The sequence below is a fragment of the Pseudofrankia coriaricola genome (assembly GCF_032027725.1).
Classification (GTDB): Bacteria; Actinomycetota; Actinomycetes; order Frankiales; family Frankiaceae; genus Pseudofrankia.
Window position 1 is genome coordinate 1 of record NZ_JASNFO010000026.1, and the last position, 25656, is coordinate 25656.

21 protein-coding genes and 1 pseudogene are annotated in these 25656 nt (G+C 69.7%); 13 read left to right on the forward strand and 9 right to left on the reverse strand.

Annotation, left to right across the window (positions count from 1 at the left end; genetic code table 11):
- Positions 1-528: 528 nt before the first annotated feature.
- Positions 529-2454: an LCP family protein gene (locus QOZ89_RS14620; RefSeq protein ID WP_071053745.1), complete on the forward strand. Its 1926-nt coding sequence runs from the start codon at positions 529-531 to the stop codon at positions 2452-2454.
- Positions 2455-2728: 274 nt separating this feature from the next.
- On the opposite strand, the gene QOZ89_RS14625 is transcribed toward QOZ89_RS14620, so the two are convergent.
- The 4 genes from QOZ89_RS14625 to QOZ89_RS14640 all read right to left on the reverse strand — a co-directional run bounded on the left by QOZ89_RS14625 (position 2729) and on the right by QOZ89_RS14640 (position 6213).
- A complete protein-coding gene (locus QOZ89_RS14625) occupies positions 2729-3178 on the reverse strand; it encodes a hypothetical protein (protein ID WP_131804215.1) in 450 nt (149 codons plus the stop codon).
- A 614-nt stretch (positions 3179-3792) separates the two neighbouring features.
- Positions 3793-4242 carry a nuclear transport factor 2 family protein gene (locus QOZ89_RS14630; RefSeq protein WP_071053747.1) on the reverse strand — a complete coding sequence of 150 codons (450 nt, stop codon included), beginning with the start codon at positions 4240-4242 and terminating at the stop codon, positions 3793-3795.
- Positions 4239-5870, reverse strand: coding sequence for an AMP-binding protein (locus tag QOZ89_RS14635; protein ID WP_071053748.1), 1632 nt, complete (start codon positions 5868-5870; stop codon positions 4239-4241). The genes QOZ89_RS14630 and QOZ89_RS14635 overlap by 4 nt, the downstream gene beginning before the upstream one ends.
- A gap of 67 nt (positions 5871-5937) precedes the next feature.
- Positions 5938-6213 carry an acyl carrier protein gene (locus tag QOZ89_RS14640; RefSeq protein ID WP_071053749.1) on the reverse strand — a complete coding sequence of 92 codons (276 nt, stop codon included), beginning with the start codon at positions 6211-6213 and terminating at the stop codon, positions 5938-5940.
- A gap of 953 nt (positions 6214-7166) precedes the next feature.
- Here QOZ89_RS14640 and QOZ89_RS14645 point away from each other — a divergent pair.
- The 3 genes from QOZ89_RS14645 (at position 7167) to QOZ89_RS14655 (ending at position 9263) form a co-directional block, all read left to right on the forward strand.
- Positions 7167-8045, forward strand: coding sequence for a GNAT family N-acetyltransferase (locus QOZ89_RS14645; protein ID WP_312624028.1), 879 nt, complete (start codon positions 7167-7169; stop codon positions 8043-8045).
- A 235-nt stretch (positions 8046-8280) separates the two neighbouring features.
- On the forward strand, positions 8281-8721 hold the full coding sequence (locus tag QOZ89_RS14650) for a hypothetical protein (protein WP_312624029.1): 441 nt from the start codon (positions 8281-8283) through the stop codon (positions 8719-8721).
- 95 nt (positions 8722-8816) lie between these two features.
- On the forward strand, positions 8817-9263 hold the full coding sequence (locus QOZ89_RS14655; protein ID WP_071053752.1) for a hypothetical protein: 447 nt from the start codon (positions 8817-8819) through the stop codon (positions 9261-9263).
- 1294 nt (positions 9264-10557) lie between these two features.
- Here QOZ89_RS14655 and QOZ89_RS14660 read toward each other — a convergent pair.
- Positions 10558-10784, reverse strand: a pseudogene (locus QOZ89_RS14660) (IS1380 family transposase); the annotation flags it as partial.
- A gap of 151 nt (positions 10785-10935) precedes the next feature.
- On the opposite strand from QOZ89_RS14660, the gene QOZ89_RS14665 reads away from it, so the two are divergent.
- The 5 genes from QOZ89_RS14665 to QOZ89_RS14685 all read left to right on the forward strand — a co-directional run bounded on the left by QOZ89_RS14665 (position 10936) and on the right by QOZ89_RS14685 (position 17454).
- Positions 10936-12495, forward strand: coding sequence for an LCP family protein (locus QOZ89_RS14665; protein ID WP_312624030.1), 1560 nt, complete (start codon positions 10936-10938; stop codon positions 12493-12495).
- A gap of 287 nt (positions 12496-12782) precedes the next feature.
- Positions 12783-13103: a 4a-hydroxytetrahydrobiopterin dehydratase gene (locus QOZ89_RS14670; RefSeq protein ID WP_071053808.1), complete on the forward strand. Its 321-nt coding sequence runs from the start codon at positions 12783-12785 to the stop codon at positions 13101-13103.
- Positions 13104-13564: 461 nt separating this feature from the next.
- Positions 13565-15358, forward strand: a complete 1794-nt coding sequence (locus QOZ89_RS14675; protein ID WP_312624031.1) for an acyltransferase family protein — start codon at positions 13565-13567, stop codon at positions 15356-15358.
- Positions 15359-15450: 92 nt separating this feature from the next.
- Complete coding sequence (locus tag QOZ89_RS14680; protein WP_071053754.1) at positions 15451-16359, forward strand: AEC family transporter; 909 nt, start codon at positions 15451-15453, stop codon at positions 16357-16359.
- 225 nt (positions 16360-16584) lie between these two features.
- Positions 16585-17454 (forward strand): 5'/3'-nucleotidase SurE, encoded by an 870-nt coding sequence (locus QOZ89_RS14685; RefSeq protein ID WP_083419969.1) that lies wholly within the window; start codon positions 16585-16587, stop codon positions 17452-17454.
- A gap of 5 nt (positions 17455-17459) precedes the next feature.
- On the opposite strand, the gene QOZ89_RS14690 is transcribed toward QOZ89_RS14685, so the two are convergent.
- On the reverse strand, positions 17460-18425 hold the full coding sequence (locus QOZ89_RS14690; protein WP_312624032.1) for an alpha/beta hydrolase: 966 nt from the start codon (positions 18423-18425) through the stop codon (positions 17460-17462).
- Positions 18426-18678: 253 nt separating this feature from the next.
- Here QOZ89_RS14690 and QOZ89_RS14695 point away from each other — a divergent pair, with 253 nt between their 5' ends.
- From QOZ89_RS14695 to QOZ89_RS14705, 3 genes are all read left to right on the forward strand, one after another.
- Entirely contained in the window at positions 18679-19125 is a 447-nt protein-coding gene (locus QOZ89_RS14695) for a winged helix-turn-helix transcriptional regulator (RefSeq protein WP_071053756.1), read from the forward strand.
- Positions 19126-19383: 258 nt separating this feature from the next.
- Positions 19384-20205, forward strand: a complete 822-nt coding sequence (locus QOZ89_RS14700) for a 3-hydroxybutyryl-CoA dehydrogenase (RefSeq protein ID WP_241842379.1) — start codon at positions 19384-19386, stop codon at positions 20203-20205.
- Between the two features lie 102 nt (positions 20206-20307).
- Entirely contained in the window at positions 20308-21471 is a 1164-nt protein-coding gene (locus tag QOZ89_RS14705) for an acyl-CoA dehydrogenase family protein (RefSeq protein WP_312624033.1), read from the forward strand.
- 243 nt (positions 21472-21714) lie between these two features.
- Here QOZ89_RS14705 and QOZ89_RS14710 read toward each other — a convergent pair whose 3' ends face one another.
- The 3 genes from QOZ89_RS14710 to QOZ89_RS14720 form a co-directional block, all read right to left on the reverse strand.
- Positions 21715-22296: a dihydrofolate reductase family protein gene (locus QOZ89_RS14710; RefSeq protein ID WP_312624034.1), complete on the reverse strand. Its 582-nt coding sequence runs from the start codon at positions 22294-22296 to the stop codon at positions 21715-21717.
- Positions 22297-22361: 65 nt separating this feature from the next.
- On the reverse strand, positions 22362-23183 hold the full coding sequence (locus QOZ89_RS14715) for a helix-turn-helix domain-containing protein (protein ID WP_312624035.1): 822 nt from the start codon (positions 23181-23183) through the stop codon (positions 22362-22364).
- A 464-nt stretch (positions 23184-23647) separates the two neighbouring features.
- Positions 23648-24751, reverse strand: a complete 1104-nt coding sequence (locus tag QOZ89_RS14720) for a hypothetical protein (RefSeq protein WP_312624036.1) — start codon at positions 24749-24751, stop codon at positions 23648-23650.
- Between the two features lie 346 nt (positions 24752-25097).
- On the opposite strand from QOZ89_RS14720, the gene QOZ89_RS14725 reads away from it, so the two are divergent.
- Positions 25098-25562, forward strand: a complete 465-nt coding sequence (locus QOZ89_RS14725) for an SDR family oxidoreductase (RefSeq protein WP_312624037.1) — start codon at positions 25098-25100, stop codon at positions 25560-25562.
- Positions 25563-25656: the final 94 nt, after the last annotated feature.

Here is a 25656-nt window from a genome sequence, read left to right on the forward strand (position 1 = left end):
CCGCGGCGTCCCCCGGGGCCTGGGGGGGGGGGGGCGCCCCCGCGGCCCCCCCCCCCCCCGCCGCTTCAGGAACCGAGGTGTGACCGGGCCGTTCCTGTTGGGGGCGTTTCGCTGGCGGCTACTGTCGGTACAGTCGCGTTGTACCGGTGTTGAGCGACTTATGAATGTTGAGCGACTTCTTCCGTCGCCGACGGCCACGCGGGCCGCCCCCACGGCCACGCGCCCGGCGGCCCCCTGCGGTTCGGAGGCTGGATCCCGCCCGTGGCGACTGCTCGGTTTGATGGGTCGCCCGCGCCCGGCGACAGGCGTGTCTCGCCTGCCGCCGCGACGGCGGACCCGGTCGACGGCGCCGAGGCGGCTGGGGACGGGGCTGCCGACATGACTCGAGCTGGCGACGCGGCCCGCGGGCCCGACGCGGCCGGTGGGTCCAGGCCGGCTGGTGGGCCCCCCGTGGCTGGTGGTGCCGGGTCGGCTGGCGAGCGGGAGCCGGCTGGTGACGCGCCTTTCTCAGCGTCAGCGCGGCTGGTCGTGGGTGAACGGCTCTCGCCGCGGGCGCGGCTCGCCCGCCTGGCCGGAGGCCCCGAAGGCGAGCCGGCGCCGGCCGCGGAGACAGGCCCCGGCGGCGACGGCGAGGAACGCCCCGCCGACGCGCCGGCCACGACCGCCCTCCCACGCCCACGCCGCAGCCTCGCCCAGGGTGGCGCCAGGGCGGCGCGCGTTGCGGCTGCCCTACCAGGCCCGGTCACCGAGCCGAGCCAGCTCGCTGTGCCAGCCCAGTCCGCGGAGCCGGCCCGGCCCGCGGAGCCGGGCTCGGCTGCGGCGAACGACGCCGCGGGCGTCGATCCGGCCGGCGGGCCAGCCCTTGCCGGCGGCGCCGCCGGGGAGTCCGAGCCCGATGACGCGGCCGCCGAGCTGGACGACGGGGACGGCTCGGACCTTCCACCAGAACTGAGCCCACGCGGGGAGAACGATGAGCGCCGGCGGCGCGGACTGGCGAGGGCGCTGCTCCTCGGGCTCGCGGGGATCGTGTCCTGCGCGCTGTTCCTCGTCATCGGCCTCGGCTACGGCGCGACGAAGTACTACGACTCGCGGGTCGACCGGACCGATCTGAGCGACGGCGACGTCGAGGGCACCCGCCCGCCGCAGATCCCGCATGGCCGGGAGGTCTGGCTGCTGGTCGGCTCCGACGTGCGGACCGGTTCCGATGCGGCCGACGTGGGCGGCGCCCGCTCGGACACGATGATGATCGCGTATCTCGGTGCCGACGAGAAGACGACCCTCGTGTCGATCCCACGGGACCTGAAAGTCAGAATTCCGGCCTATACGGATTCCAAGGGCAAGCGGCACGCCGCGCGTACCAACCGGGTCAACGCGGCGTTCAACGACGGCGGTCCCGCCCTGCTGCTGCGCACTCTGGAAGACGTCACGAATCTGCGTATCGATCATTTCGCCGAGATCGACTTCAACGGCTTCAGGACGATGAGCAGCGTCCTCGGCGGCGTCGAGGTCTGCATGGTGAAGGACCCCTACCGGGACCCGTTCAAGGATGACCAAGGGCGGAGGCGGGTCTCCACTAACCTCGACGACTCGATGTCGGGCTTCCACGGTAAGGAGGGCGTCAACCTCCTGTCGGGCGACAACGCGCTCGCCTTCGTCCGCCAGCGGCATGGCTTTCCGAACGGCGACTACACCAGGGTCCAGCGGCAGCAGGCTTTCCTCGCGGCAGTCTTCCGCAAGGTCAAGAGCGGCGACCTGCTCACCAACCCGGGGAAGCTCACCGGGTTCCTCAACGCCGTCACCGAGTCCGTGACGGTCGACTCGGGCACCGACCTGAACGACCTGAAGGTGCTTGCCGAGCGGATGCAGGCGATGAGCGCCGGCCAGGTCACCTTCACCACGATCCCGCTCTCGGGGGCCACCAGCGGCAGCGGGCAGGCCTACTACGCGCTCTACGACCCGGCTACGGTACGCGCTTTCTTCGCGTCGATCGTCTCCGAGACCGGTGGCCAGGGCTCCGCTGGAACGGGCCCAACGGCGCCGACGGCGGCTCCGACCCCGATCGTCGCGCCGAGCCAGGTCAGGGTACGGGTGCTCAACGGCACGACGACCGGCGGCATCGCCAAGACCGTGGCGAGCAAGCTGCGGAACGCCGGCTACGACGTGGTCGGCTATGGCGTCGCCGACGACCGGAACCAAGCCCAGACCGAGGTGCGCTTCGCCCCGGGGGACGCCGCGGCCGCGAACCGGCTGGTCGCCGATGTCTCCGGCGCCCGTGCCCTGTCCGGCGCGGGCTCCGGGGCGGCCGGCGAGATCGTCCTCGTCGTCGGCAACGACCTCGTCGACGGTGACACCGCCGTCATCGCCTCGCCGGCGGCCAGGGCGTCCGCGGGCACCGCCGCCACGCCGTTCTACACCCAGGCACCGGTCTCCGCCGACAACCGCTGCGTGAAGTAGGGCCCTGACCGCGAATGGAGGCGGTGAGGCGTCTCCCGGTCGCGGGCTGTTCGAAGCGCCGCTGACGTCGCCGCGCAGCGAGTTGGCCGTAGGTTCGATGAGACGGGGTCTCGGACGGGGTCTCGGTGGGCCCTGTCCGCATGACCCCGCGATGGGTGAGGAGCCGAATCCTCGACGAGACGTCGGCTCCCCACCCACTCCGCGAATCTTCAGCGTCCGGCCCGCCGGGCCAGCCGCCGGACAACCGACGGATCTGGGATTTTGCGCTGTCTACCTACCAGGACGAGGTCGTAACGATCTTGCCGCTTGGGCCCCAGCCCATCGCATGTGACAGTGTGCCCCTGTCCCAGAAGGCGGGCGTCTTGCAGTTGCCACCGTTCGAGGGGTCGTCGGGCCAGCCCGAGCCCTCCGCATTGGTGGTGTCGTTGTGAATGTTGCAGCCGAGCTCGTCCCCCAGATTCTGACCCGGGTTGTCGCGAACGGTCTTGCCCCAGACCGACTGACAGGTCGCGCTGTACCAGAGCTCGACCCGGAAGCCGATCCCACTGTCGGTCGCGTGCGTGTAGTAGATCAGGTCGCCGTCGTTGCCGTACCCGCCGTTGATGCCGCAGGGCGGCGAGGGCGGCGCGACGGCCTGGGCGGCGGGCATCGCGGCCCACGAGACGACGGCCGCCGGGATCGCCATGGCCGTCGTCGCGGCCGCGGCGCGTGTTACGCTGCGCAAATTCTTCTCCTTTGAGTTTCGTTTCCACGGCCCGCCGTGGCTGTGGCGGACTCGTGGAATAACGGGATTGCCGTCCCGCCAATATTGGCGGGCCGATTGAGGTCGCCGACGGCATGGCCGACGGGACGTTTCTGGTGAGTCTCCGCATCACGACGTGGACGATGACGGTCGGTGCCGGCCGTGGAAATGAGGCGCCGTTCTACCGCTTTTCGGCGGGCGGGTGCCGGCTCCCGTCGGATTCGTCGCGCGGGACCGTCTCGAAAGGCGACGCCCTGTGTGAGCGTGTCAAGGCGGAGAATCTATCGAAGCCTGGAACGACGGTGTCCCAGCCATGCGTAACGAGGCGACAGAGGAAGCGTAACAGGACCTACCGCGGTTCGCATCGAGTTCGGCGGAGAAAGTAGGCAAGGAGTGCACCGCGAATTCGCTGGTGCTGGTTGTTCGTCACCGGTTGCCGGGGGAGGATTTGGGCTCGGGGCTGGCACCGATCCGAAAAGATTTAGGGGTAGTCGGCGGGCTTGGCCATGGCATACGGGTTGGTAGGATCCGAGATGATCACCATCGTCCGCCACGGCGGCTGGGGCGTCCGCGACTCCGACACGTCAGACGTTGCCTCAGCCAGTACTGCCATAGACGTAACGGATAGGCGGAGTGGGCCCGTAGAAGGCGGTGACCGAGGCGATCCGTGATTGTTCGGTAAAGGTCAGCACGTCGAGTCCGGTGAGGCTCGTCCGGCCGGCGTGGTCCTGGAAGGCCCATTCCAGCCGGGCGTACCTGTGGTGGAGGTCGACGGCACTGGTACGGACGGGGCGGAAGCCGGGGTAGGCCCGGTGAACCTCCCCGATGAGATCGGTGTACTCGTCGAGGCCGACGGCGGTGCCCAGCGGGCTGGCGTACTCGACGTCCGACGCGCAGCAGGCCGCGAGCAGGTCGCGCCGTCGGGTGGGGTCGGGCTCTGTCCAGGCGGACATCCCCTGCGCGAGCAGGCTCGCGATCGTGTCGGTGACGGCGGGGTCGACGCCTATGCCGGAGACGATGTCGTGGCGGGCGACGCTGCTGGTCATGAGGCGCCGAACCGGCGGGCCGCCTCGGCGCGCTGCAGCTTGCCGGATGGTGTCTTCGGGATCGAGCCCGGCGGGAGAACGCGGGTCGTGACCGGCCACAGCCCGATGGTGGCCAGGAGATGGTCGGCGACGGCGCGCTCCACGGACGTCGGATCCGGCGCTCGTGACTCCACGGCTATGCCGAGGCCTTCGCCGAAACCACCCGTCCGCTGGACGGAGAACGCGATGGCGTTGCCGGCGCGAACACCGGGCACCTGCTCGGCGGTCCGTTCGACCTCTTCCGGGTAGATGTTGCGGCCTCCGACGATGATCAGATCCTTCTGCCGGCCGCAGATCACCAGCTCGCCGTCGACGAGGTAGCCGAGGTCTCCCGTGCGCAGCCAACCGTCGACGACCGGGCCGGGCGCGGAGGTGGCGCCGCGGTAGCCGCTGGTGACGGCGGGTCCGCGGACCTCGACCTCACCGACCGTGCGGTCGGGTAGCACGTGGCGGGTGGCCGGGTCGGTGACCCGGATGGTGGTCTCGGCGATGGGCGGCCCCAGCAGGGGCAGGCGCCGGGTCGGCCGCCCGGCGCGCGGCGGCCGGGCGGCGCCGGCCGCCGTCAGGTCGTCGGCGTCGATCTCGTCGACGCGGAGCCCCCCGAGCGGGGCGGGGATCGTCACCGCGAGCGTGGCCTCCGCGAGACCGTAGCCGGGCAGGAACACACGCGGGTCGAGGCCGTGCGGCCGCGCGGCTGCGAGGAACTTCTCGATGACGTCTGGGTCGATCGGTTCCCCACCCGACATCGCCTGCGTGACGCGGGAGAGGTCGAGGCGGGGGCCGAGGGGAAGGAGCCGCGCGGCTACGGCGTACGCGGAGGCCGGGCCGATGATGGTCTGGACGCGGTGGCGCGCCGCCTGCCGCAGCCAGCTGGCCGGGTCGGCCAGATATTCGGTGGGTGAGGTCAGGAAGAGGTCGCACTGACCACAGGTGAGCGTGGCGGCGAGGACCCCGACGAGGCCCATGTCGTGGGAGAGCGGCAGCCAGGACAGCATCCCGCCATGCCGCTGCCCGTGGCCGATCGCGGCCGCGGTGCCCCGCAGGTTGGCCGCGAGGTTGGCGTGGCTGACCAGCACGATCCTGGGCTCGTCCGTCGTGCCGCTCGTCAGCTGCAGGATCACCGTGTCGCCGTCGGCCACCTCGGGGCGCCGCCAGTCGGACACCGGGCCCGGCTCCAGCACCCGGTCGAGCGGAGTCACCGCACGGCCGGTGGCGGCCAGCGGCGCGGCCAGATCCTCGAAGGGCGGGCCGACCAGGACCAGCGACGCTTCCAGCCGATCCAGATGCCGCGCGGTCGCGGACAGGAATGCGTCGACGTCCATCGTCCGCGCCGGGGTCGGCAGCACGGCGACGCCCGCGCCGGCGAGCCAGACCGCCGCGATGGCCGTGACCGCGGCCCGGGAGGTCAGCCCGAGGACGGCGACCGTCCGGCCCGGGCCGATGCCGTCCTCCTGCAGACGGGCGGCCTGACGCAGCGCTACCTGATAGAGCTCGCCCCAGCTCACACGGTCGTCGCCTTCGGGGGAAAGAAAGGTGACCGAGCCGTCCTCTCTACTGGCCCGTTCCATGGCGTCCAGCAGGTAGACCATTTGTGTGTCAGCCTCTCGTGAGGGGTGATCTTCAGGCCCTTGACGGCTGTGCGAGACGGGAAGGACGTCAACCAGCCGGGTGGGACGCGCTGGGCATCGGCGCCGTGATGAGCCGCTCGAGCAGGCGGCTCATCGACACGCAGGTCTCGAAGTTCGCGTTCGCCAGATCGGCGCCTTTGATCAAAATTCCGAACTCGTCGTTCAGCCTCCCGATGAGGCGGATCAGCTCCATGGAGTCCAGGAGCCCCGACGACAGCAGGGGCTCGTCTTCCGGGAGATCCTCCTCGACGTCGACGAACCCCTCCGAGACCAGCATCGCGCTCAACTGCGCCGCATACCGCATTCTGTTGTCTCCACGTGGCGTCATGAGTATGTCCGCGGGCATGGGAATATCGACCCAGGCGCGGCGGGTCGTGTAAGGTTAAATTGTGGTGAAATGTGTCCGCGCGATCGGTGGCCGTCTTTGGTGCGGGCCTTGGCCGCCCTCGGCACCTGAGGCGCGCGGGCGTTTTGTTGTTGTGTGGTGTGCCGAGCCGGTGGTACTGCGCGTCAGTGGTTCCCGGCGCGAGTCACTCCCGTTCGTCCATATCGTCTCGTGCTCCGTCCGCGACGCCGCGGGCGCAAGCGGGTCGGGCGAGCCTGAATCCCGGTTCGGAGCCGTGCCGAAAACGGTGCCCGGCCTTTCGCCAGATCTGAGCGTGCGGGCGGGTCAAATGCTTTGACTTGCCTTGGTGGATGGCGCTCCATTGCTGGCGCCACGGACTGAACCGCTGGCGGACCACCGACGGGGGCCGGGCCGGCGCCATGCCGTCGGCCCGGCCACATCTATACCACGCAACGGCGCCGCGATGTAGCTGAAGTCGTGCGGCCCTGCCTGTGGGGCATCCATCGGATACCGTCGGTCGTCGCGAGCGAGCATGGCACGAACGCAGTTTCGTGCGCGCGGTGGCTTCGGGAACGCCTGTCACTGATGGTAGCCGTGGGCGATGCCGGATTCAGGGCTCTATCCGCTGGTCAGCCCCTCGGGCGTCCAGCTGGTCCGAAGATCAAATCACGACTCCTCGGCGTGACACATCACGGTGTGTATCTATTAACGGGTCGAGGTGGGCCCATTTTTTGCCAGTGCTACCTACTGGACACGAATCGTCCGCATGTGCCATCCTGTTGACGCAGCGCAGATCATCGCTTAGGCGCAAAGATCATTCGCCCACCGGACGGTATGCAGGGCTTGCGCTCGCTATGGCGCTGGCGTGTGGCAGGTACATGCAGTCGGACAACTGTTTGAGGACCGCGACCATGCAGATGACCCAGGCGGACTTCGAGGGCCTCCTTGCCGCGAGGCTCGGCTGTGAGCCGCCACAGGTTTCGTCCACGGCGGTGCTGGAGGATTCATTCGGGCTGGACTCGTTCAGACGCCTGGAACTCATAACCATCCTCGCCGAGGCGGGGATTGAGCTGACGGAAAAAGAGATCACCTCACTGAGAACCGTCGGGGATCTCTACGATGCCTACAGCAGGGCCCAGGTGCGGCCGGACGACGTGGGTTCGCTTCGTGCCTCGACTCCCGTCGCCCCCGCCGCGGACGTCACTGGTTCGGTCATGCCGGCGCCGCGGGCGACGAAGCGTTTCAGGTTCGAGCCGATCTCGCCCGAGCTGATGCCGTTCATGTATCGGATGGCGATCGATCCCGATGTCGGCCACCGGTGGAAGTTCCGTGGGTTCGTTCCGGACTTCGAGAATTTCTGCGCCGGCTTCAAGGCCGGCGCCCTGGTGCAGTTCGCGGTGATCTCGAACGAGACTCGGCAGCCCGTTGGGCAGGTTGTCTGCTACAACTGCGATCATGTGCAGCGTTTTGCGTTCTTCGCGGCGCTGTTCGTGCCCGAGCTCGTCGGCACAGGTATTCCCGTCGAGGCGTCGGACGTGTTCGTTCGGTATCTGTTCGCGACCTGGGACCTCAGGAAGATCTACATGGAGGTCCCAGCCTTCAACTTCGGCTCGTTCAGCAGCGGGGAGGGCCGCCAGTTCGAGGTCGAGGGTATTCTCAAAAATCACAGCTACTATGCGGGCAGGCACTGGGACCAGTACGTCCTGGCCATCTATCCTCCGCCTGAGCACGGTCGGCCGAACGATGGCGGCGGTCGTGTGTTCACCGGAGGTTCCTCGGGGGTCCGCTGACGCGGATTCCTCGCGGGCCTAGGCTGTCGAGGACCTGCCGCAATAGCCATGGGTGGGCAGTTGTCGGGATAGGCACGAGTGTGCGCGGGCGTCGAATTCTGTCGGGGCACCGCCGCGGCGAGGCTGGAAACTCTTTCGTGCTCCGGGTCGGCATGCGGTGCTGATTCGGTGTCGGTCCGACCAGGTTCTGTTCGGACGGTTCGTTCGGCGGACCGTGCTACGAGAAGGAGTTGACGTGCGCGTCTGGCGTGGTGGGTTGATGCTTGCCGGGACGGTGGTGCCGGCCGTCGTTGGGTCGTGGGTGGCTGGTCCGGCGGCCGAGGCGGCCTCGCCCTGGAACTCGGTGTCCGAGTCGCAGAGCGCGCAGCTGGCGTGCAGCGAAAGCGACGGCGTCAAGGTCGGCAGCGCCGACTACCAGGGCACCGAGGTCGGGCAGCTCTGGTATAGCTCCAGCTGTCGTACCGTCTGGGGCAAGTGGCTCGGCGATGACGAGGCGTCGCTGGGCTCGCCTACGGGGTGGCTTGTCCGGTCGGACAACTACAACACCTCGCACGACATCGGCTGCGGATTCGACGGCTGGTGCGTGACGGATCACATCAATGACGCCGGTTACACGACCAAGCTGCAGGTGCAGCTGTTTTGGCACGGCCCGATTGTCTCGACCCCGGCCTATTGACGGTTCGGCCCGACGGGTCCAGCGGCCGGCGCACCGTACATCAATGGGCCGCTGGCTGGCGACAGGTGTCCAAATGTACGAGGAGAGGAGCCGAGATGCGTGTCTGGCGTGGTGGGTTGGTGCTTGCCGGGACGGTGGTGCCGGCGGTCGCGGGGTCGTGGGTGGTTGGGCCGGCGGCCCAGGCGGCCTCGCCCTGGAACTCGACGTCCGAGTCGCAGAGCGCCCAGCTGGCGTGCAGCGAAAGCGACGGAGTGAAGGTCGGCAGCGCGAACGACTCCGTCAGCGGCATGGAACTCGGGCAGCTCTGGTACAGCCCGAGCTGTCGTACCGTCTGGGGTAAGTGGCTCGGCAACGCCGACCATCCCATCGGTCCCCCCAAGGGCTGGCTTATCAGGTCGGACGGCTATTCGACGCCGCATGAAATGTGCTGGGACGAAAATCAGTGGTGCAGCACCATCCACATCAATGATGCCGGCTACACGACCAAACTCCAGGTCGAGGTGTACCCCGGGGGCCCCATCCGTTCGACCCCGCAGTACTGACCGCTGGGTTCCTTCGCGGTACGAGTCGCGGCGGCCACCGCGGGGTTCTTCGGATGCGGTAGGCCGTCTGGGCCGGATCCCCGTTGCCCGGACACAGCCCAATGGAGTTTTCCTGTCGACAACATCGGCTTGGGGCGGAGCCGTTGTAGCACGCGAAACCCGTTCCTTCCGCCGCTCCGTCGACGACAACAGCCAAGATTGCTATTCTTTACTCTGAAGGGTATTCGAGAGTGTCTCCTCGGAATTACGCTGGGTGGACAGCCGTCGCGGCACTGGGCCTGTCCACTTCTTCCCTGCTGGGTGCATCCGTCGCACAGGCAGCCACTTCGTCGGCAAACACTCCGGAGGGAGTCGCCGGTGGGGCGGCGGCCCTTGCTTGCGATGAGACCGACGGCTACAGGGTCTACAGCGCGAACTACAGCAACGCTACGGCGGAGCTTTGGTACAGCCCGAACTGCCGTACCGTGTGGGCGAAGATGCAGGCTTCGGGATCCAGCTATCCTGGATGGGGCCTTCGTGCTCAGGTTATCAGAAGTGACGGCGTCTCTTCTGAATGCCGCCTGGACGGTCCGCCGCCGTGCGCGACCGGCCATCTGAATGACGCCGGATACACGTCTTACGCGAAGGGCCTTTTCGACGTTACACCGGGCGGACAAACAATTTATTGGACCACTCCGTCCTACTGAATCCTCGGGATTCCAGGGCGTAGTTTCGCGTTTTGCGATTCAGGCGGCCAGGATGGTCTGCCCGGGTTCGCCGAATTGATCAGGCTGTTCCACAGCCTGGCGAGGGCACGTTCGGAGAGGTTTTCCCGGTTGCGGCCTGGGAGGTTACGGATCTTTCACCCGGGGTCGCTGTCGAGTCCGCGCCGGACTCCCAGCAAGGTCGTGGCGCGGCGGACCTCGCCAGCGCCGGCACTGCCGGGAATGACTCGGTGAACGACCGCCTTCCGAACAGCGGCTCCTGGCAGTATTACCGGCGCTTTGACCTCCGGCTATTGGGGAAGGAGAGTGGGGACTCGGCCCGCGAGGCCTTTCGCGGAGCGTGACATCGCTGACCCTTTGTCACTGGTCGTCGAGCGAAGGTTGGCCCAGGTCTTTCGTGCCCTGGCCGGATGTGATCGTGGCTGACCTTCCACTCTTGTTGATGTTGAGTTGTACCGTTCGGCCGGGGGTGGCCGCGGCGGGATGCCCTTGCTGTCGCGCGGGGTGGGAGCCCGGCTCACGTCCGAGGCGGCGTTTCTTCCGATCGGCGGGGTGGTCGGCGGGGTGGGACGTCGGTGGGTCGGGTCATCCGGAGCGGGCAGGGCGCGCGAGGTGGTGATCGCCCGGACGGCGAGTGGTGTCCAGGGCGGTGGGCGGTCAGGTGCGGCACGGTCTGGCGGGCGTGGCGGCCGGCGAGCCAGAACAGCCGACGGCGTAGTCATCTCGGTTCCCAGCGCCGCGCTGGCTGGTTGGGCGGGGAGAGCATCTGGGGCCTGGGCGACGAGTCGAGGGCGAGCGCGGCGAGGGCGCACCGGACCTCGCGCCCGCCATCTCGGCGGGCCCACGGGCGACGCCCGCGAGCACCGCCAGGTCAAGATCGACAAATGGTGAAGATGGTGCGTACCGGATGAAACGCCTCGTTTACCATTATCGTCGGGGTACCTGAGGCGAACCGAGGAGACGTGGTCGTGCCAGGAGAAGTGCCGCTTCCCTCCCACCTGAGCCCGCGAGGTGGCAGGCGCGGCCGGCCGCGACGCGGGCGGGTTCCCGGTGGTCGGCTCGGCTCCGGGCTGCTGGCGCTGATCTCCGCCGCCATACTGCTGGTCTGCGCCGGAGGATGGGCGCAGTACACCTACGCCAACGGAAACGTGGGCCACGTCCGGCTCGACCTGGGAGGCGATCGACCGCCCACCGAACGCGGTGTGGCGAACTATCTGCTCGTTGGTACGGACAGCCGCGCGGGCACCGGCGACGAGTACGGCGGCTCATCGGTCGTCGGCCAGCGGTCGGACAGCACGATCCTGATCCACATGGCCAAGAACGGGGAAACGACGATGGTCTCGTTCCCACGGGACACCCTCGTCATCATTCCCGAGTACACCGACGCGGCCGGCAAGACTCACAAGTTGCACAAGGGCAGGTTCAACTCGGCCATTTCCGACGGCGGGCCCTCGCTGCTGGTAAAGATGATCGAAAGCCTTACCGGAATGCGGGTCGACCACTACATCTCCGTCGACCTCGCGGGGTTCAAGAAGATCACCGATGCGATCGGCGGTGTCGACGTCTGTGTGCTGCCGTCGGACTTCAAGGACCACTTCAAGGATGACTTTGGTGTGTGGCGGCTGAGCACCAACACCAAGGACTCGATGAGCGGCTGGTCCGGGGGCCCGGGCATCGTGCATGTCAACGGCGAGCAGGCACTGGCGTTCGTCCGCCAGCGGCACGGTTTCCTCGCGGGCGACATCGCCCGGATCAACCGCCAGCAGCAGTTCCTCGGTGCCGTGTTCCGCAAGGCCACCAGCAGCGACGTGCTGACAAATCCGATCAAGTCGACGGCACTGATCAAGGCCGCGACCGATGCGCTCGCCCTCGACGAGAACACCTCGCTCGATGACCTCAAAGACCTCGGCCTGTCGATGAAAGACATGGCGGCGGGGACGATGCACGTCGAGACGCTGCCGACGCGCTCGCCAGGACTCGCGGACGGCGGAAATCCGGCGAATGGAACGTTGCCTGGCTACGGCGCGGTACTGCTCTACGACCCGGTCGACCTCGCGAAGATCGTCGTCCCGCTGGGCGGGCATGTCGACGGTGTCACTCCCGCTGGCACCACTGCGCCGGCCACGCCGGATCCCGGGGCGACTCCAGGTCCTGTCACGGTTCCGCCCGCGCAGATCAGTCTCGATGTCTACAACGGTTCCACGAGGTCCGGGCTGGCTTCGACGGCGGCGACCGCTCTGACGCGCGAAGGCTTCCGCGTGGGAAGCACCCTCAACGCCGACCCCCGGAACTACACGACGTCGCGGGTGCTCTATGGACCCGGCCAGCAGCAGGCCGCGTGGACCGTGCAGGCGGCGGTCCCCGGCGCGATCACCCGGGCTGACCCGACCATCACCGGGATCCACCTCATTCTCGGCGCCGAGTACACGACGGTCGTCTCCCCGATGACCGCGGGCGCCACGCCTGCCGCCGGCCCGGCACCTGCCGCCCCACAGGGCCCACCGCCACCCCCCAGCTGCACCCTGTAGACCTCGGCGGCGGACGGGCCCGGCCGGGTGGGGAGAGTCTCGCCGACGGCCCCATCCCGGGGCTTGCCGCCGCCGCCCGACCGCACCATCCGGATTCCGATGTGGCGGATGGTGATCTTCCGCAAAGGTGCTGGGTGGCGACCTGTGTCGTGACGCGGCCATGATTCCGCCTCGTCTGCTGGTCGCGACGACGGTTCAACCGCGTTACGGTGTGGTCCCTACCGGCGGTGGACCCTGGCGTGACTCAGACGTGCATGCCGGACTGGGGCGAGCGGAAGGAGTCCGCCATGGCCGACGTTCCCGACGCGCTGTCCGCGGAGCAGATCGCCGACGGGCTGCGCGGGCTGCCCGCGTGGTCGTTCGCGGACGGGACGATCCGCCGCACGGTGACGGCGCCGACTTTCCTGGCCGGCGTCGAGCTGGTCCGGCAGGTCGCCGAGGTGGCCGAGGGCATGAACCACCACCCGGACATCGACATCCGTTGGCGGCGGGTGACGTTCGCGCTCGCGACCCACGACGCCGGTGGCGTCACGTTCCTCGACCTGGAGCAGGCCCGGATCATCGACGGTCTCGCCGCCGAAATCACCGCGGCTGACGGCGCTCGCTGACGGCGCTCGCTGACGACGCCGGCCAGCGGCGCCGGCGGGCGACGCCCGCTGACGGCTGGCACCTCGACGCCCGCCCCGGGAGGGCGAGGACCCGAGAGACGGTGCGCCCGCCGGCCGAGGGGCGTCGTGGACGGGCGGCGACGGTCGCCGGCGATGACCAGCGTCGAACCCTCCATCGCCACTGTATGTGCGCGATCTTCTTCGGCCAGGTGGGCCACCAGTGGGCGGCGTCGTCGGGCAATAACTCGCCGTGCGCGGTCATGGATGGTGTTGTCCCGCTGCTGCTAATGCCAGATGACGTTCCTGAATCGCCGCCGACCGCATCGGTGCATCCACTGCATGTGCGACTACTGTGAACCGTCTGTGCGGAATCTCTTCGCACGGAATCAACTCACGGAATCAACTCGTGGAAACCGGTCGGCCGGACAACGGCCGAGGGGGCCGGCAGCTAGGGGGACGGCATGGGCGCGAGTCCGCGCGAACCGGGGGAGGAGCCCGCCGGGCGGGATTCGGCGCAAGGCCGAATCTACACGGATGTAGAATACAACCGCTACTCCGTTGTAGACAACGGTCTGCGGGATCTCGACCGTACTTATAGTTCCTCCGGGGCCGGCTCGTCGTCGTCATTCGTCGACAGCGGTCTCGAGGATCTCGGTGACTCCGGCGGTTCTTCGGAGCCTTGGCCGCGCACGTCATCGTCCTCGAGCCCGCCGTCATGGCCCGAGCCTGCCGGGCACCCGCGGCGCCGGCGTGCCGCGGCGGCCGGCGGGACGACCCGGCGGCGTGGCTGGACGGGCGGGCGGCTCGACCGGCGGGACACCGCGGCCGGTCGGAGCGGCAAGGGCGGCCAGAGTGACCAGGGCGCCCCGGTCCGCGAGGCCGACCGGGGCGGCGAGGCCCGTGGTGGCATGCGGCCCGGCGGCTACAACCCGGCGCTCGACGGTCTGCGCGCCATCGCGGTTCTGTGCGTGCTCGGCTACCACATGGCGGCGCTGGGCGGCGGCTACCTCGGGGTGGACGTCTTCCTCGTACTGAGCGGCTTCCTGATCACCGGCCTGCTGCTCGCCGAGCGGGACCGGACCGGCGGGATCTCGCTGAAGGCGTTCTACGTCCGGCGCGCCTTCCGCCTGATGCCGGCGTACTACGCGTTCGTCGTGATCGGCGCTGTCCTGGTCGTGCTGCTCAAGACGCGCGCCGACCAGCTCGACTTCCTCGACAACGCCCTCACCTCCCTGCTGTACGTCAACGACTACTTCAGGGTGCTGCGGCCCGACTCCGGCGGTGCCTGGTTCGGGCATGTGTGGTCGCTGTCGCTGGAGGAGCAGTTCTACCTCCTCTGGCCGGTCGCGCTGGTCGCGATCTGCCGCCGCGAGGCACTCGCCCGCCGGCTGCCCGCGATCCTGTTCGGCGGTGCCGTCGTGGTCGCCGTCTGGCGGGCCACGCTCGCCGACCTCGGCGTCTCCGGTAACCGGACCTACTTCGCGCTGGACACCAGGTCGGACAGTCTGCTGATCGGCTGCGCGCTCGCGGCCTGGCTGCGCGCGTCGAGGCTGGAGGCACGGGAGGGCGAACCACACGCGGGTGGCGCCGCCGGTGCTGGTGCCGGCACCAGCGCCGGCGGGCGGGTGCTCGCGCGCATTCTGGCGGCGCTGCCGGTCGCCGGGCCGCTCGCGCTGGCCGCGCTCGCCGTGGCCGTGCTGACCGTGCCCGAGAACGGCGCGCGCACGACGGTCATGGACCGGGGCGGCTTCACCGGCGTCGCGCTGCTCGCCGCGGCGCTGACCCTCGCGCTGGACCAGGGCAGGCCCACGTGGCTCTTCCGGGTGATCGGGTGCCGCCCGCTTGCCTGGCTCGGCCGGATCTCCTACGGCTTCTACCTGTGGCACTTCCCCGTCACCGGGTTCGCGGGCGACAAGCTGGTCGCGCGGCTCGGCCGAGGCCCGGCGACGGTGGTCGCCGGGCTCCTGGCGATCGGCCTCGCCGCGGCGTCGTACTACCTGCTCGAGGGTCCCATCCAGCGCCGGCGACCGAAGTGGGCCTCCGGCCGGTCCGCTCCCGTCCAGACGGCGGGGACAGCGGGGACAGCGGGGACAGGGGTGCCGGGGGTTCCAGTGGCCCGCCCGGCGTCCGTGGCCATGCCCGTCGGCGAGACGACCGTGCGCCTGTCGAGGCCTGTCGGGCCCGTCCCTGTCTTCAGCGAGACCACCATGCGCCTGCGCCTCCCACGGCGTGGAAACGACGGCCAGGAGCGGTAGGTGACGGTGCGGGCACGGATGCCGGGTGAGCCCACCCACATCCGTGCCTACACACGTTCCGATGCCACCCCGCGTCGGGAGCATGGTCGTCCGTGTCCGCCCTTGTCGTCCTGCTGGTGGGCCTGGCGGCGGGGGTCGCCTTCCGGCGCACCGGTAAGGCCGGCGCGGACACGCAGCACGCGGTCACGTTCTGGGTGCTCAACATCGCGCTCCCCGCGCTCGCGCTGCGGGTGATGCACGAGGTCCGCTTCCCCGGCAGCATCGTCGCCGTCGTCGCGATGCCCTACCTGCTGTTCGCCGTCACGGTCGGCCTCTACCTGGTCATCGCCCGGCCGTTGCGGCTCGGCCGGGAGGCGGTCTACGCGCTCGTCGCCACGACGGCCGTGGCGAACACGTCCTTCGTCGGCATCCCGATGGTGACCGCGTTCTTCGGCGCTGGCGACGTGCCGATCGCCGTCATCGTCGACCAGCTCGGCTCGTTCGTCCTGCTCAGCACCGCCGTGACCACGCTGGTGGCGATCGCGGCGTCCGACAGGACCCGGGTGGCGCCGCGTGAGATCGCCCGCCGGATCCTGATCGCGCCACCGCTGCTCGCTCTGGTCGCCGGGCTCGCGCTGCGGCCCGTCGGCTACCCGGGCTGGCTGACCGAGGTGCTCACCCGGCTGGGCGACACGCTCACCCCGCTGGCGCTGTTCGCGATCGGTCTGCAGGTGGAGGTGAGCGCGGCCCGGCGGTGGTGGCGCGAGCTGGTCATCGGCCTCACGGTGAAGCTGCTGGTCGCGCCGGCGCTCGTGATCGCCGGTTACGCGCTGTTCGGCGCGCTGGGTGACCGGGCGCTGCAGGTCGCGCTGTTCGAGGCGACCATGCCGCCGATGGTCGCCGGCGCCCTGATGGCCTCCCGGCACGACCTGGCGACGCCGCTGCCGAGCATGCTCGTCGGCGTCGGCGTCCCCGTCTCGATCCTCACCTGCGCCGGCTGGTCGTTCCTCCTGCACCTGTAGGCCCACGCCGCTGCCTCGTGTCACAGGCGGCGGGAACCGGCCTGAACAGTGGACGAGCGGAAGGTGACATCTTTGTCCCCCCTGTCCACTGATGCCGCGGGGTGGCGACAATGGCGCCCGCTGCTCCGCGTACGGCGCTTCGAGCTATGGCATCTCGGGCCGGGCGGTGACGGTGCGTCCGGCCGGTGACAGCGCCGCCGGACCCCAGGTGAGGAGGATGCGACGATGGTCGGTGTGTGGCGGGCTCCGGCGCGCATGGCGTTGGCGGCCGGGGCGGCGGGCGTGCTGTTCGTCGGCGCCGCGGCCTGCGGCGGAGGCGACGACGACGGCGCGCCGGCCGCGACGACGAGCGCCCCCGTGGCGGCGACCAGCGCCGCGCCAGCGCCCGCGCCGCTGACCATCCTGGTGACCAACGACGACGGTGTCGGCGGCCCCGGCATCGACGCGGTCGCCAAGGCCCTCGCCGCCCTGCCCGCGGTGACGGTGCAGGTCGTCGCGCCTACCACCAACCAGAGCGGGACGGGCGGCAAGACGTCGCCGCAGCCACCGGCCCACCACGACGCGACCACGGCGAGCGGCACCGCCGCGACCGCCGTCGACGGCTTCCCGGCGGACAGCGTCAACGTCGCCCTCGACACCCTCGGGGTGAAGCCGAACCTGGTCGTGTCCGGCATCAACCAGGGCCAGAACCTGGGCCCGGTCGTCGACCTGTCCGGCACCGTCGGCGCCGCCCGGGCCGCCGCCACCCGCGGGATCCCGTCGATCGCCACGAGCATGGGCCTCGGGTCGACCTACGACTTCACACAGGGCGCCGACCTCGTCGTCGCCTGGGTGACGAAGCACCGCGGCGAGTTCACCGGCACCGGCTCCGGCACGGCGCTGGCCAGCATCCCGAACCTGAACATCCCGAACTGCGGCACCGCCAAGATCCGCGGCGAGCGCGAGCTGCCCACCGAGCCGACGTTGACGGACATGTCCAAGGCCCTCACGAACGGCCAGGACTGCTCGTCGACCGAGACCCCGGCCGACGAGGTCGCCGCCTTCAACGTCGGCTTCGCGACTCTCACCTCCATCCCCGTCAAGCCCGCGTCCTGACCCGCTCAGCAGGAGCGGCGTAGGAAGGTGATGGTGGCCGCGGCCGCCTCGCTGACGTAGGGCTCCGCGTCGTAGAGGTCGATGTGCGACGTCGTGTCGAGCCAGACGATCTCGGCGGTGCCCGGGGTGCCGGCGGTGCCGGCGGGGCCGGCGGGGCCGGCGGCGGTGGTTCGCCTGTGCATCTCGGCGGCGAGCTCGGGGGAGCAGTAGTCGTCGACCCGCCCGTGCACGATGAGCAGCGGCACGCCGGCCAGCAGCGGGGCCGCGCTGAGAGCGTCCAGCGTCATCAGCGAGTGCAGCGAGCCGCGGGTGACCTCGTTGCGCCAGTGCGGTGACGTCGAGCGCGCGGTTCCGTAGTAGGCGTACGGCTCCGGGCCACCCATCGCCGCCTCGCCGCCATCTGGTGCGACCGCCGGGATCGGCTCGTCATAGCCGGCCAGGAACGACGTGAGCGCCGACCGGTAGACGGGCAGCCCCATGCGCTCGGCAAACCACGCCGGGCTGTTGTAGGCGCCGGCGATCCCGGCCACGGCCCGCAGCCGCGGATCGGTCGCCGCCGCGCGGACGGCATAGCCGCCGCCCAGGCACACCCCGACCACCGCCAGCCGCTCCGCGTCTACCTCGGGGCGGGCGGCGAGGAGGTCCACGGCGGCCCGCAGGTCGGCGAGCTTGCCCTGGCTGTCCTCGTGGCCACGGCGCCCGCCGCTCTCGCCGAATCCCCGGTGATCGAACGCGAGCGTCGCGAAACCGGCGGCGGCGAGCCGCTCGGCGTACCGGCCGACGACCTGCTCCTTCACCCCGGTGAACGGACCGGTCAGCACGACGCCGATGGCGCGGGCGCCGGCGGGGTCGGCGTCGTCAGCGGGGAGGCGGAGCTCGCCGACGAGGGGCACGCCCTCGGCGGCGAACTCGACCCGCTCGACGTCGACGCGGGCGGTGTCGGTGGTCTGCACGCTCGGGGTGGAACTCATCGGCGTCCTCGTCTGCGCGGCCGAAGGAATCGGCACGAATAGCAGGGAATCGGCGGACGGGAGCCGCCGCGCCGTCACCGTAGGACGCACCGGGGCGCACGGACCAGACGGAACTTTCAGGTGCCCATGGGCCGGCGCGGGTGGGACCAGGAGCAGTCGGACGTCGACGCCCGCCCACGCCGCCTTTTCCCAGGGTGGTGACCGCGAGATGCTGGGGACCGTTGAGCCCCGGACCCAAGGCGGAGGAGCGGCAATGGCCCTCGTGATCCCGGACGTGCTGGAGGAGTCCTGCGCGACCCGGCAGGCGCTGGAACGGCTCGCGGCGAAGTGGCGGGTGCTGGTTGTCTACGCATTGCTCGCCGGGCCGCAGCGGCACGCCGAGCTACGCCGCCGGCTGCCGGGCATCACCCAGAAGGTGCTGACCGAGACGCTGCGCGGGATGGAGTCGGACGGGCTGGTCGCGCGCACCGTGGTCCGCCAGGCCGCGCCCCAGCACGTCGAGTACGCCCTCACCGACCTCGGTCTGACTCTGCGTGATCCTTTGGCCGCGATCTGCGCGTGGGCGCTGGAACACCCGGCATCGGCTCCAGCTCTGGTTCCGGCCTCGGAGACGGAGCCGGAGACGGGCGTGGCGGCGGCGCGGAGCGGGGAGTCTCGGGTGCTCGCGCACGCGGCTGACGGTCCTGTCGGCCGGGGCTAGGGTGGGTTGGATGCCACGTCTCCGGGGGTTTCGGGCCAGGCGGGTGGCGTCGGATGGTCATCCGGGGGTGACGTTCGGCCCATTTAGCTGGACGTCCGAAAGTCGGCCTTCCTAAAAAGGAAAATGGACGGCCGGGCCGAGGTCGGCATGAACGAGGGAACCCGGACAGGGCGCGCGAGCGGAGGAGGACTCCTGGTGGACGGCGAGCGGGTCGAGCTGTCGGCGGTCGAACGTTTGGGTGTCGTCGGCTGTGGCCTGATGGGGTCCGGCATCGTCGAGATCGCCGCGCGGGCCGGCGTGGACGTGCTGGTACGCGAGATCGACGCCGGTGCGGTGGAGGCCGGGCGGGCGCGGGTCACCGCGTCGCTGGACCGGGCGGTCAAGCGGGGGAAGCTGTCCGCCGAGGACCGGGACGCGACCTGGGGGCGGGTGGCCTTCACGACCGACCTGGGCGACTTCGGTGACCGGCAGCTGGTCATCGAGGCGATCGCCGAGAACGAGCAGCTCAAGACCGAGATCTTCTCGACTCTCGACAAGGTCATCGCGGCCCCCGAGGCGATCTTCGCGTCGAACACGTCGTCTATCCCGATCATGAAGCTGGGCATGGCGACGAGCCGGCCGGAGCGGGTCATCGGGATCCACTTCTTCAATCCGGTGCCGGTGATGCCACTCGTCGAGCTGGTCCCGTCGCTGCTGACCGCCGACGCCACCAAGGACAGCGCGCGGGCCTTCGTCACGGGCCCGCTCGGCAAGCAGGTGATCTCGTCGCAGGACCGCGCCGGCTTCGTCGTGAACGCGCTGCTCATCCCGTACCTGCTGTCGGCGATCCGGATGTTCGAGTCCGGCTTCGCCTCGGCCGACGACATCGACAACGGCATGGTGCTCGGCTGTAGCCACCCGATGGGCCCGCTGCGGCTGTCTGACCTGATCGGCCTGGACACCGTCAAGGCTGTCGCCGAGTCGATGTACGACGAGTTCAAGGAGCCGCTGTACTCGTCGCCGCCGCTGCTCGCGCGGATGGTGGACGCTGGCCTGCTCGGCAAGAAGAGTGGCCGCGGTTTCCACGACTACCGCGGCTGACGCGCCGCGCGGCTGGGACCCGGCCGCGGTGGGGAACGCCGTGGCCGGCCTGGGTAGCAGCAGGGTGAAGGCTTCACGAGCGAAGCAGGAAGAAGGCCGAAGGTGGACTCCGGGTTCGATCTGTACCGGCTACCGGACGAGCACATCGCGCTGCGTGAGGCGGTGCGTGACCTCGTCGACAAGGAGATCGTTCCGCACGCGGCGGACGTCGACGAGCACGAGCGCTTCCCTCAGGAGGCGCTCGACGCGCTGAACCGGGCCGGGTTCTCGGCCGTGCACGTCCCGGCCGAGTACGGCGGCGAGGGCGCGGACTCGGTCGCGACCTGCATCGTGATCGAGGAGGTCGCCCGCGGCTGCGCGTCGAGCTCGCTTATCCCGGCGGTGAACAAGCTCGGCACGATGCCGATCCTGCTCGCCGGGTCGGAGGAGCTGAAGAAGCGGGTGCTGCCGTCGGTCGCGGCCGGCGAGGCGATGGTCTCCTACGCCCTGTCCGAGCGGGAGGCCGGCTCGGACACGGCGTCGATGCGGGCCCGGGCCAGCCGGGACGGGTCGGACTGGGTCCTGAGCGGCACCAAGTGCTGGATCACCAACGCCGGTATCTCCACCTGGTACACCGTCATGGTGGTGACCGACCCGGACGCGGCCCGCAAGGTCGACGGGATCTCGGCGTTTGTCGTGCACAAGGACGACCCGGGTTTCGAGGTCGGCTCCAAAGAGCGCAAGCTCGGAATCAAGGGCTCGCCGACCCGGGAGATCCACTTCGTGGACTGCCGGATCCCCGGTGACCGGATCATCGGCGCCCCCGGCACCGGCCTGCGCACCGCGCTGGCCACCCTCGACCACACCCGGCCGACGATCGGCGCGCAGGCAGTCGGTATCGCCCAGGGAGCGCTGGACGCCTCGATCGCCTACACCAAGGACCGTAAGCAGTTCGGCCGGCCGATCGCCGACAACCAGGCCGTCGGGTTCATGCTCGCCGACATGGCGATGCGCATCGAGGCGGCGAGGCACATGGTCTATGTCGCCGCCGCCCGGGCTGAACGCGGCGAGCCGAATCTCGGCTTCATCACCGCCGCCGCGAAGTGCTTCGCCTCCGACACGGCGATGTCGGTGACGACGGATGCCGTCCAGCTGTTCGGCGGCGCCGGTTACACCCGCGACTTCCCCGTCGAGCGCATGATGCGCGACGCCAAGATCACCCAGATCTACGAGGGCACGAACCAGATACAGCGCGTAGTGATGTCGAGGCAGCTACTGAAGGGCTGATCGGCGGAGCGTTTGTCCTGTTCAGAGGCCTAGTTCGTCGTCGGGAGGCTCGGCGGGCGAAGCGGCGTCGGTGACGCTGGGTGTCCGGTCATGGCCGGCTAGAGGCGGCTGTGACCGGGTGTCTGTGGACTCGGCGTAGACTCGATCATGGTCTGCGGAGCCGTCGCGATGGGTGGCCACGGGCACGGCCGGCGGCGGAGCAGGCGACGTATCCACACAGACGGCCGACGGCTTTCCGATCGGTCAACGGCGCACCCGACAACGCAGGTGAAGCACCCGGTTGCCCTGAATCACCACGTCAGGATCCTCCAACAGGTGCTGCGCATCGACCGACCCGAAGTAGCGCTTGCCGGACCCGAACACCACGGGTACGACGTCCATGCGCACCTCGTCGATCAGGCCCGCGGCAAGCACCTGGCCACCGACGTCGCCAGCGGCGACCTCGACCACGCGGTCACCCGCAAGCTCCTGCGCCTTGGCCACGGCAGCCTCAATGCCGTCGACAAAGTAGAACGGCGCCTCGGGATGCCAGCCCTCGGGCCTGCCCCGGTGGGTCACGACGACGACGTGGTCGATCCCGCTCGGCGGCGTTCCGTCCCAGCCGTCCGTCATGTCGAAGACGTGGCGACCTGCGATTGTCGCCCCGATCTGGTCCCAGTACGGCCGAGTGTGGTCGTAGGATGTCTGCGACACCTTCAAGACGCCGCTGTCGTCCAACGGCACGTCGCCGCTGGTCAACCAGTCGAACAGAGGCCCGGGCTGGTCATTCTCGTCCGCGATGAAGCCGTCGACCGACACCGAGGCGTACATGACCACCTTGCCCATGGGACTCTCCTCTGCTCGGGGTGCCCCCAAACTAGCGAGTCGTGAGCTGTCGCTCTTGTAAGAAATCAATCGGCCGGCAGCGACCAGCCGTCCAGCACGCTGCCGGGATGCTCGCGCAGGAAGCGCCGCCGTACTTCGATGTACCGGGTTGGAGTGAGCCCGGTGAACGCCCGGAACTCGTGGCCGAAGTGGGCCTGGTCGAAGTAGCCTGCGCCAGCGGCGACGTCGCCCCAGTCGATCGGTTCTGCGGGGTCGATCGCAAGCACGGTCGCGGCAAAGCGTTGGGAGCGGGCCAGCCGTTTCGGCGTGACACCGATGAGCTCCTTGAACCGCTGTGCCAGATGAGTGCTGCTGACACCGGCTGCCACGCTCAGGTCGCCGATCGCCACCGCCCCGCTGGTCGCCGCGATGACGCTGCTCGTATGGCGGACCAGCCCCAGGCCGGCGGTCTCACGCAGCCGTCGCGTCAGCTCCTCCTCGAGCAGCGTCAGCATCTCGTGCGGTCCGTCCGCCGTGGCCAGCCGGTCTCGCAGCTCGGCAACGGCGGGCCGGCTCCAAACCTGCTCTACCGTCACCGGCCGGTCACACAGCTCGGCCGCGGGCATCGGCAGGAACGGCGCCAGCCCCCACGGCTTGACGTGCGCGCCGACGGACTTGGTCCAGAGTGGGTAGCCGAAGTCCCACGCGCGGGTGGGCGTGGTGACCACGCAGCCGTCGGCGTACTCGGCCGTCTCGATGTCGGTGCCGCCGCGGATGCGGAACGGCGCCCCGAGGTTGACGATGAGTAGCGGCGCCGGCGCGGGCGGCAGCGTCAGCCGGGCGTACGGCGGCGCACCCTCCAGGTAGTAAAGGTCGTCGATCAGCCCGTCCAGCGGCGGTCGCGGCACTCTGGACACGTACTCCACGCGCACAGCATCGCCGACGCCCCGCCGGCATCGCGCGCCGGGATGGTCCAGCCGCGCTGCCGCCAGCATCGAGCCGGCGCCGATCCCGGACGAGCGCCCGGCCGCGGACATTTGCGTGGATTACGCGTGCTGCGTGAGAGATGGAGGTCCACAAGCTCGAGCTCGGGACCTGCGGCCGTCCCTACGGCACCCCCGGCAAACACGAGCACGCCTGCTTAACCGAAATAATCTTGAGGTAGGTTCGCGTCCAGTTCGAGAGCGTTTGGTAGCGCAGGGTGCCAGTTGGAATCTTCGCGGAGCATGACACTCGGGCGTGTCGCGGCGACTGCTGCAATGCGGCGCAAGGCGGCAGCCTGGCTGTACCACTTCGCGACAGATGCGAACGTTCGATCACGTCACGTAAGCGCGCTCACGGGACGATGTCCAACTGTCCACAGTGGACTCGGTCAGGAGTGTGTGATGGTTTCGGTCGCGTCGTTCCAGCGCCAGGGCACGTGGTGCCCGCGCAGGTGTACCCCACCAATCCACCGGTTGATGCCGTTGAGCGTCACGTGGTCCGCCGCGCCAGCGAGCACCCGTGCTCCCGTGTCGGTCAGGCGCAGGCTGGTTTCGCGGTCAACCGGATGGTCCGCCGGCTCGGCGTGAATGAGCGGGATCCGGGCGTGTGCCATCCGGTCCATCATCGCGAAGGACCAGCTGTCGCCCAGGTACGGGCGCGTTTCTCGCGCGGCGGCGCGGACGAACGCCGTGCCCGCCGCGGCTGCGCCGTCGGCGACCGCGGCCAGGATCCGCCGTTCGGTCAGCGACAACCCGTCGCGGATGGCCGGGTACTCCCTGCTGAGCCGGTCGAACGCCTCCCCCAGGAACCGCAGCTCACTTGAGCGACTGCCGGCGATGGCGGGCAGACCGTCTGGCGTCGGCGCCCGGAAGGCGGCCCACGCATCGGTAGCGAGCTGGAGCGCGGCGGGGGTCAGCCGGGCGCACGCGTTCGTGGCGGGTAGTTCGCGCAGTTGCTCGGCGGTCAGCTCGCCGAGACCGCCGAAGCGGGCGATGCTGGGGTGTTCACCGATGCAGATCAGGATGATCCGCTGCGCCGGCACACCGAGGTCGGCGAGGCGAGCGAGGATCTGGATGATCTGGAGCTGGTCGTACAGGTCCGCCTCAAACCACAGTACGTACTCGCCGTCGCGGTTGGCCGCCAGGGCCCGGTCCCGCCCGGCGAACATGTCGGAACCCTCCGCGCGGTCGTCCACGTGCGCCCCGACCAGAAAGGCGGCTCTGATCTGGCGGAGCTCCTCGGAACCCACCGCCGGCACCGGCCCCTCGTGGAGCGAGTCGCGCCAGTACAACACCCGGGACGCGAGCCCGGTCCCGGGCAGATCCGTGGAATCGCCGTTGCTCACGTGCAGAGCCGCCAGCATCGCCTGGTCGGCGGGCACCGGTAGGCCCGGCCGTTCGGCCAGGACCTGGCTGCGGGCGGTCGCGTAGGCCTCGCCGGTCTTGGCCATTCGGGCGCGTACACGCTGTTTGAAGTCGGCCTTCTTGGTCATCGTTCGTCTCCCGCGCCCCGTCGCAGATCCCCCAGCGACCGGTGCGGCGGGCGCACGATCGACAACGAATCCCCGGCCGAGAGGTAGACCTCCCTTTGCCTCCTCGGGTGACCCGGCTGGGGCGGGTCGCTGGAGGTTGGGCGCGGACGGACGCCCTCGGCCAAGATACCCACTCCGCCGGCAGTCGCCATATCAAACATGAGCGGATGTACGGACGGTTTTGTGGATCAGCCGTTGGAACTCGTCCTTCCCACGGCCGGACCGAATCGGAGGGCTCCAGGTCTGCTCGAACACGTCGTAGGCGGCCACCAGCGGCAGGGCAGTCTTGCCCGCCCGGACCCGGAGGATGATCGCGGTCAAGATCTCCCCGAGCTCTGGTGAAACCAGTAGCAGTCGCTCCGCATCGGTCTTAGCGGTCTTCTGTTTCGCGGGCACGAACCGCTTCAGCCGCCGTTCCTGCGAGGATCGCGGCGACCTCCGCCACCAAGGCGCAGTACGGAGCGGCGAAGGCTGCCGAGGTCTATCTCGCGTCGGCGTTCGCTCGGAGCTGGCGCCCTTCAACGTGCGGGTGAACACGGTCAGCCCGGGTTCGATCCTGTTTCCTGGGGGTGGTTGGGAGCGCTATTCCCGGCAGAACCCGGAGAGTTTCGACGAGTTCGTGCGGCGGGACTTTCCGGCGCAGCGGCTCGGGACCGCCGGCGAGGTCGCCGACGTGGTCACCTTCCTGCTGTCCGACCGGGCCAGCTGGGTCAACGGAGCCGATATCGGGGTGGACGGTGCACAGGGCCGGCCCAGCGCGAGCGGATACTGAATCGGCGCGTGGCGAGCTGGGTCAATCGACGCGCCGCCGCACGGCTCCGTACCGCTGGTGTCGGCGAGCGGGATCCCAGCGGCGACCAGCACCC

Excerpts from the sequence above, each read along its gene's own strand:
- QOZ89_RS14695 (WP_071053756.1), top strand. The coding sequence starts at position 18,679 with ATGGCCCTCGTGATCCCGGACGTGCTGGAGGAGTCCTGCGCGACCCGG.
- QOZ89_RS14640 (WP_071053749.1), bottom strand. The coding sequence starts at position 6,213 with ATGCGGTATGCGGCGCAGTTGAGCGCGATGCTGGTCTCGGAGGGGTTC.
- QOZ89_RS14720 (WP_312624036.1), bottom strand. The coding sequence starts at position 24,751 with ATGACCAAGAAGGCCGACTTCAAACAGCGTGTACGCGCCCGAATGGCC.
- QOZ89_RS14690 (WP_312624032.1), bottom strand. The coding sequence starts at position 18,425 with ATGAGTTCCACCCCGAGCGTGCAGACCACCGACACCGCCCGCGTCGAC.
- QOZ89_RS14670 (WP_071053808.1), top strand. The coding sequence starts at position 12,783 with ATGGCCGACGTTCCCGACGCGCTGTCCGCGGAGCAGATCGCCGACGGG.
- QOZ89_RS14675 (WP_312624031.1), top strand. The coding sequence starts at position 13,565 with ATGGGCGCGAGTCCGCGCGAACCGGGGGAGGAGCCCGCCGGGCGGGAT.
- QOZ89_RS14655 (WP_071053752.1), top strand. The coding sequence starts at position 8,817 with ATGCGTGTCTGGCGTGGTGGGTTGGTGCTTGCCGGGACGGTGGTGCCG.
- QOZ89_RS14685 (WP_083419969.1), top strand. The coding sequence starts at position 16,585 with ATGGTCGGTGTGTGGCGGGCTCCGGCGCGCATGGCGTTGGCGGCCGGG.
- QOZ89_RS14725 (WP_312624037.1), top strand. The coding sequence starts at position 25,098 with ATGATCGCGGTCAAGATCTCCCCGAGCTCTGGTGAAACCAGTAGCAGT.
- QOZ89_RS14630 (WP_071053747.1), bottom strand. The coding sequence starts at position 4,242 with ATGACCAGCAGCGTCGCCCGCCACGACATCGTCTCCGGCATAGGCGTC.
- QOZ89_RS14710 (WP_312624034.1), bottom strand. The coding sequence starts at position 22,296 with ATGGGCAAGGTGGTCATGTACGCCTCGGTGTCGGTCGACGGCTTCATC.
- QOZ89_RS14635 (WP_071053748.1), bottom strand. The coding sequence starts at position 5,870 with ATGGTCTACCTGCTGGACGCCATGGAACGGGCCAGTAGAGAGGACGGC.
- QOZ89_RS14645 (WP_312624028.1), top strand. The coding sequence starts at position 7,167 with ATGCAGATGACCCAGGCGGACTTCGAGGGCCTCCTTGCCGCGAGGCTC.
- QOZ89_RS14700 (WP_241842379.1), top strand. The coding sequence starts at position 19,384 with ATGGGGTCCGGCATCGTCGAGATCGCCGCGCGGGCCGGCGTGGACGTG.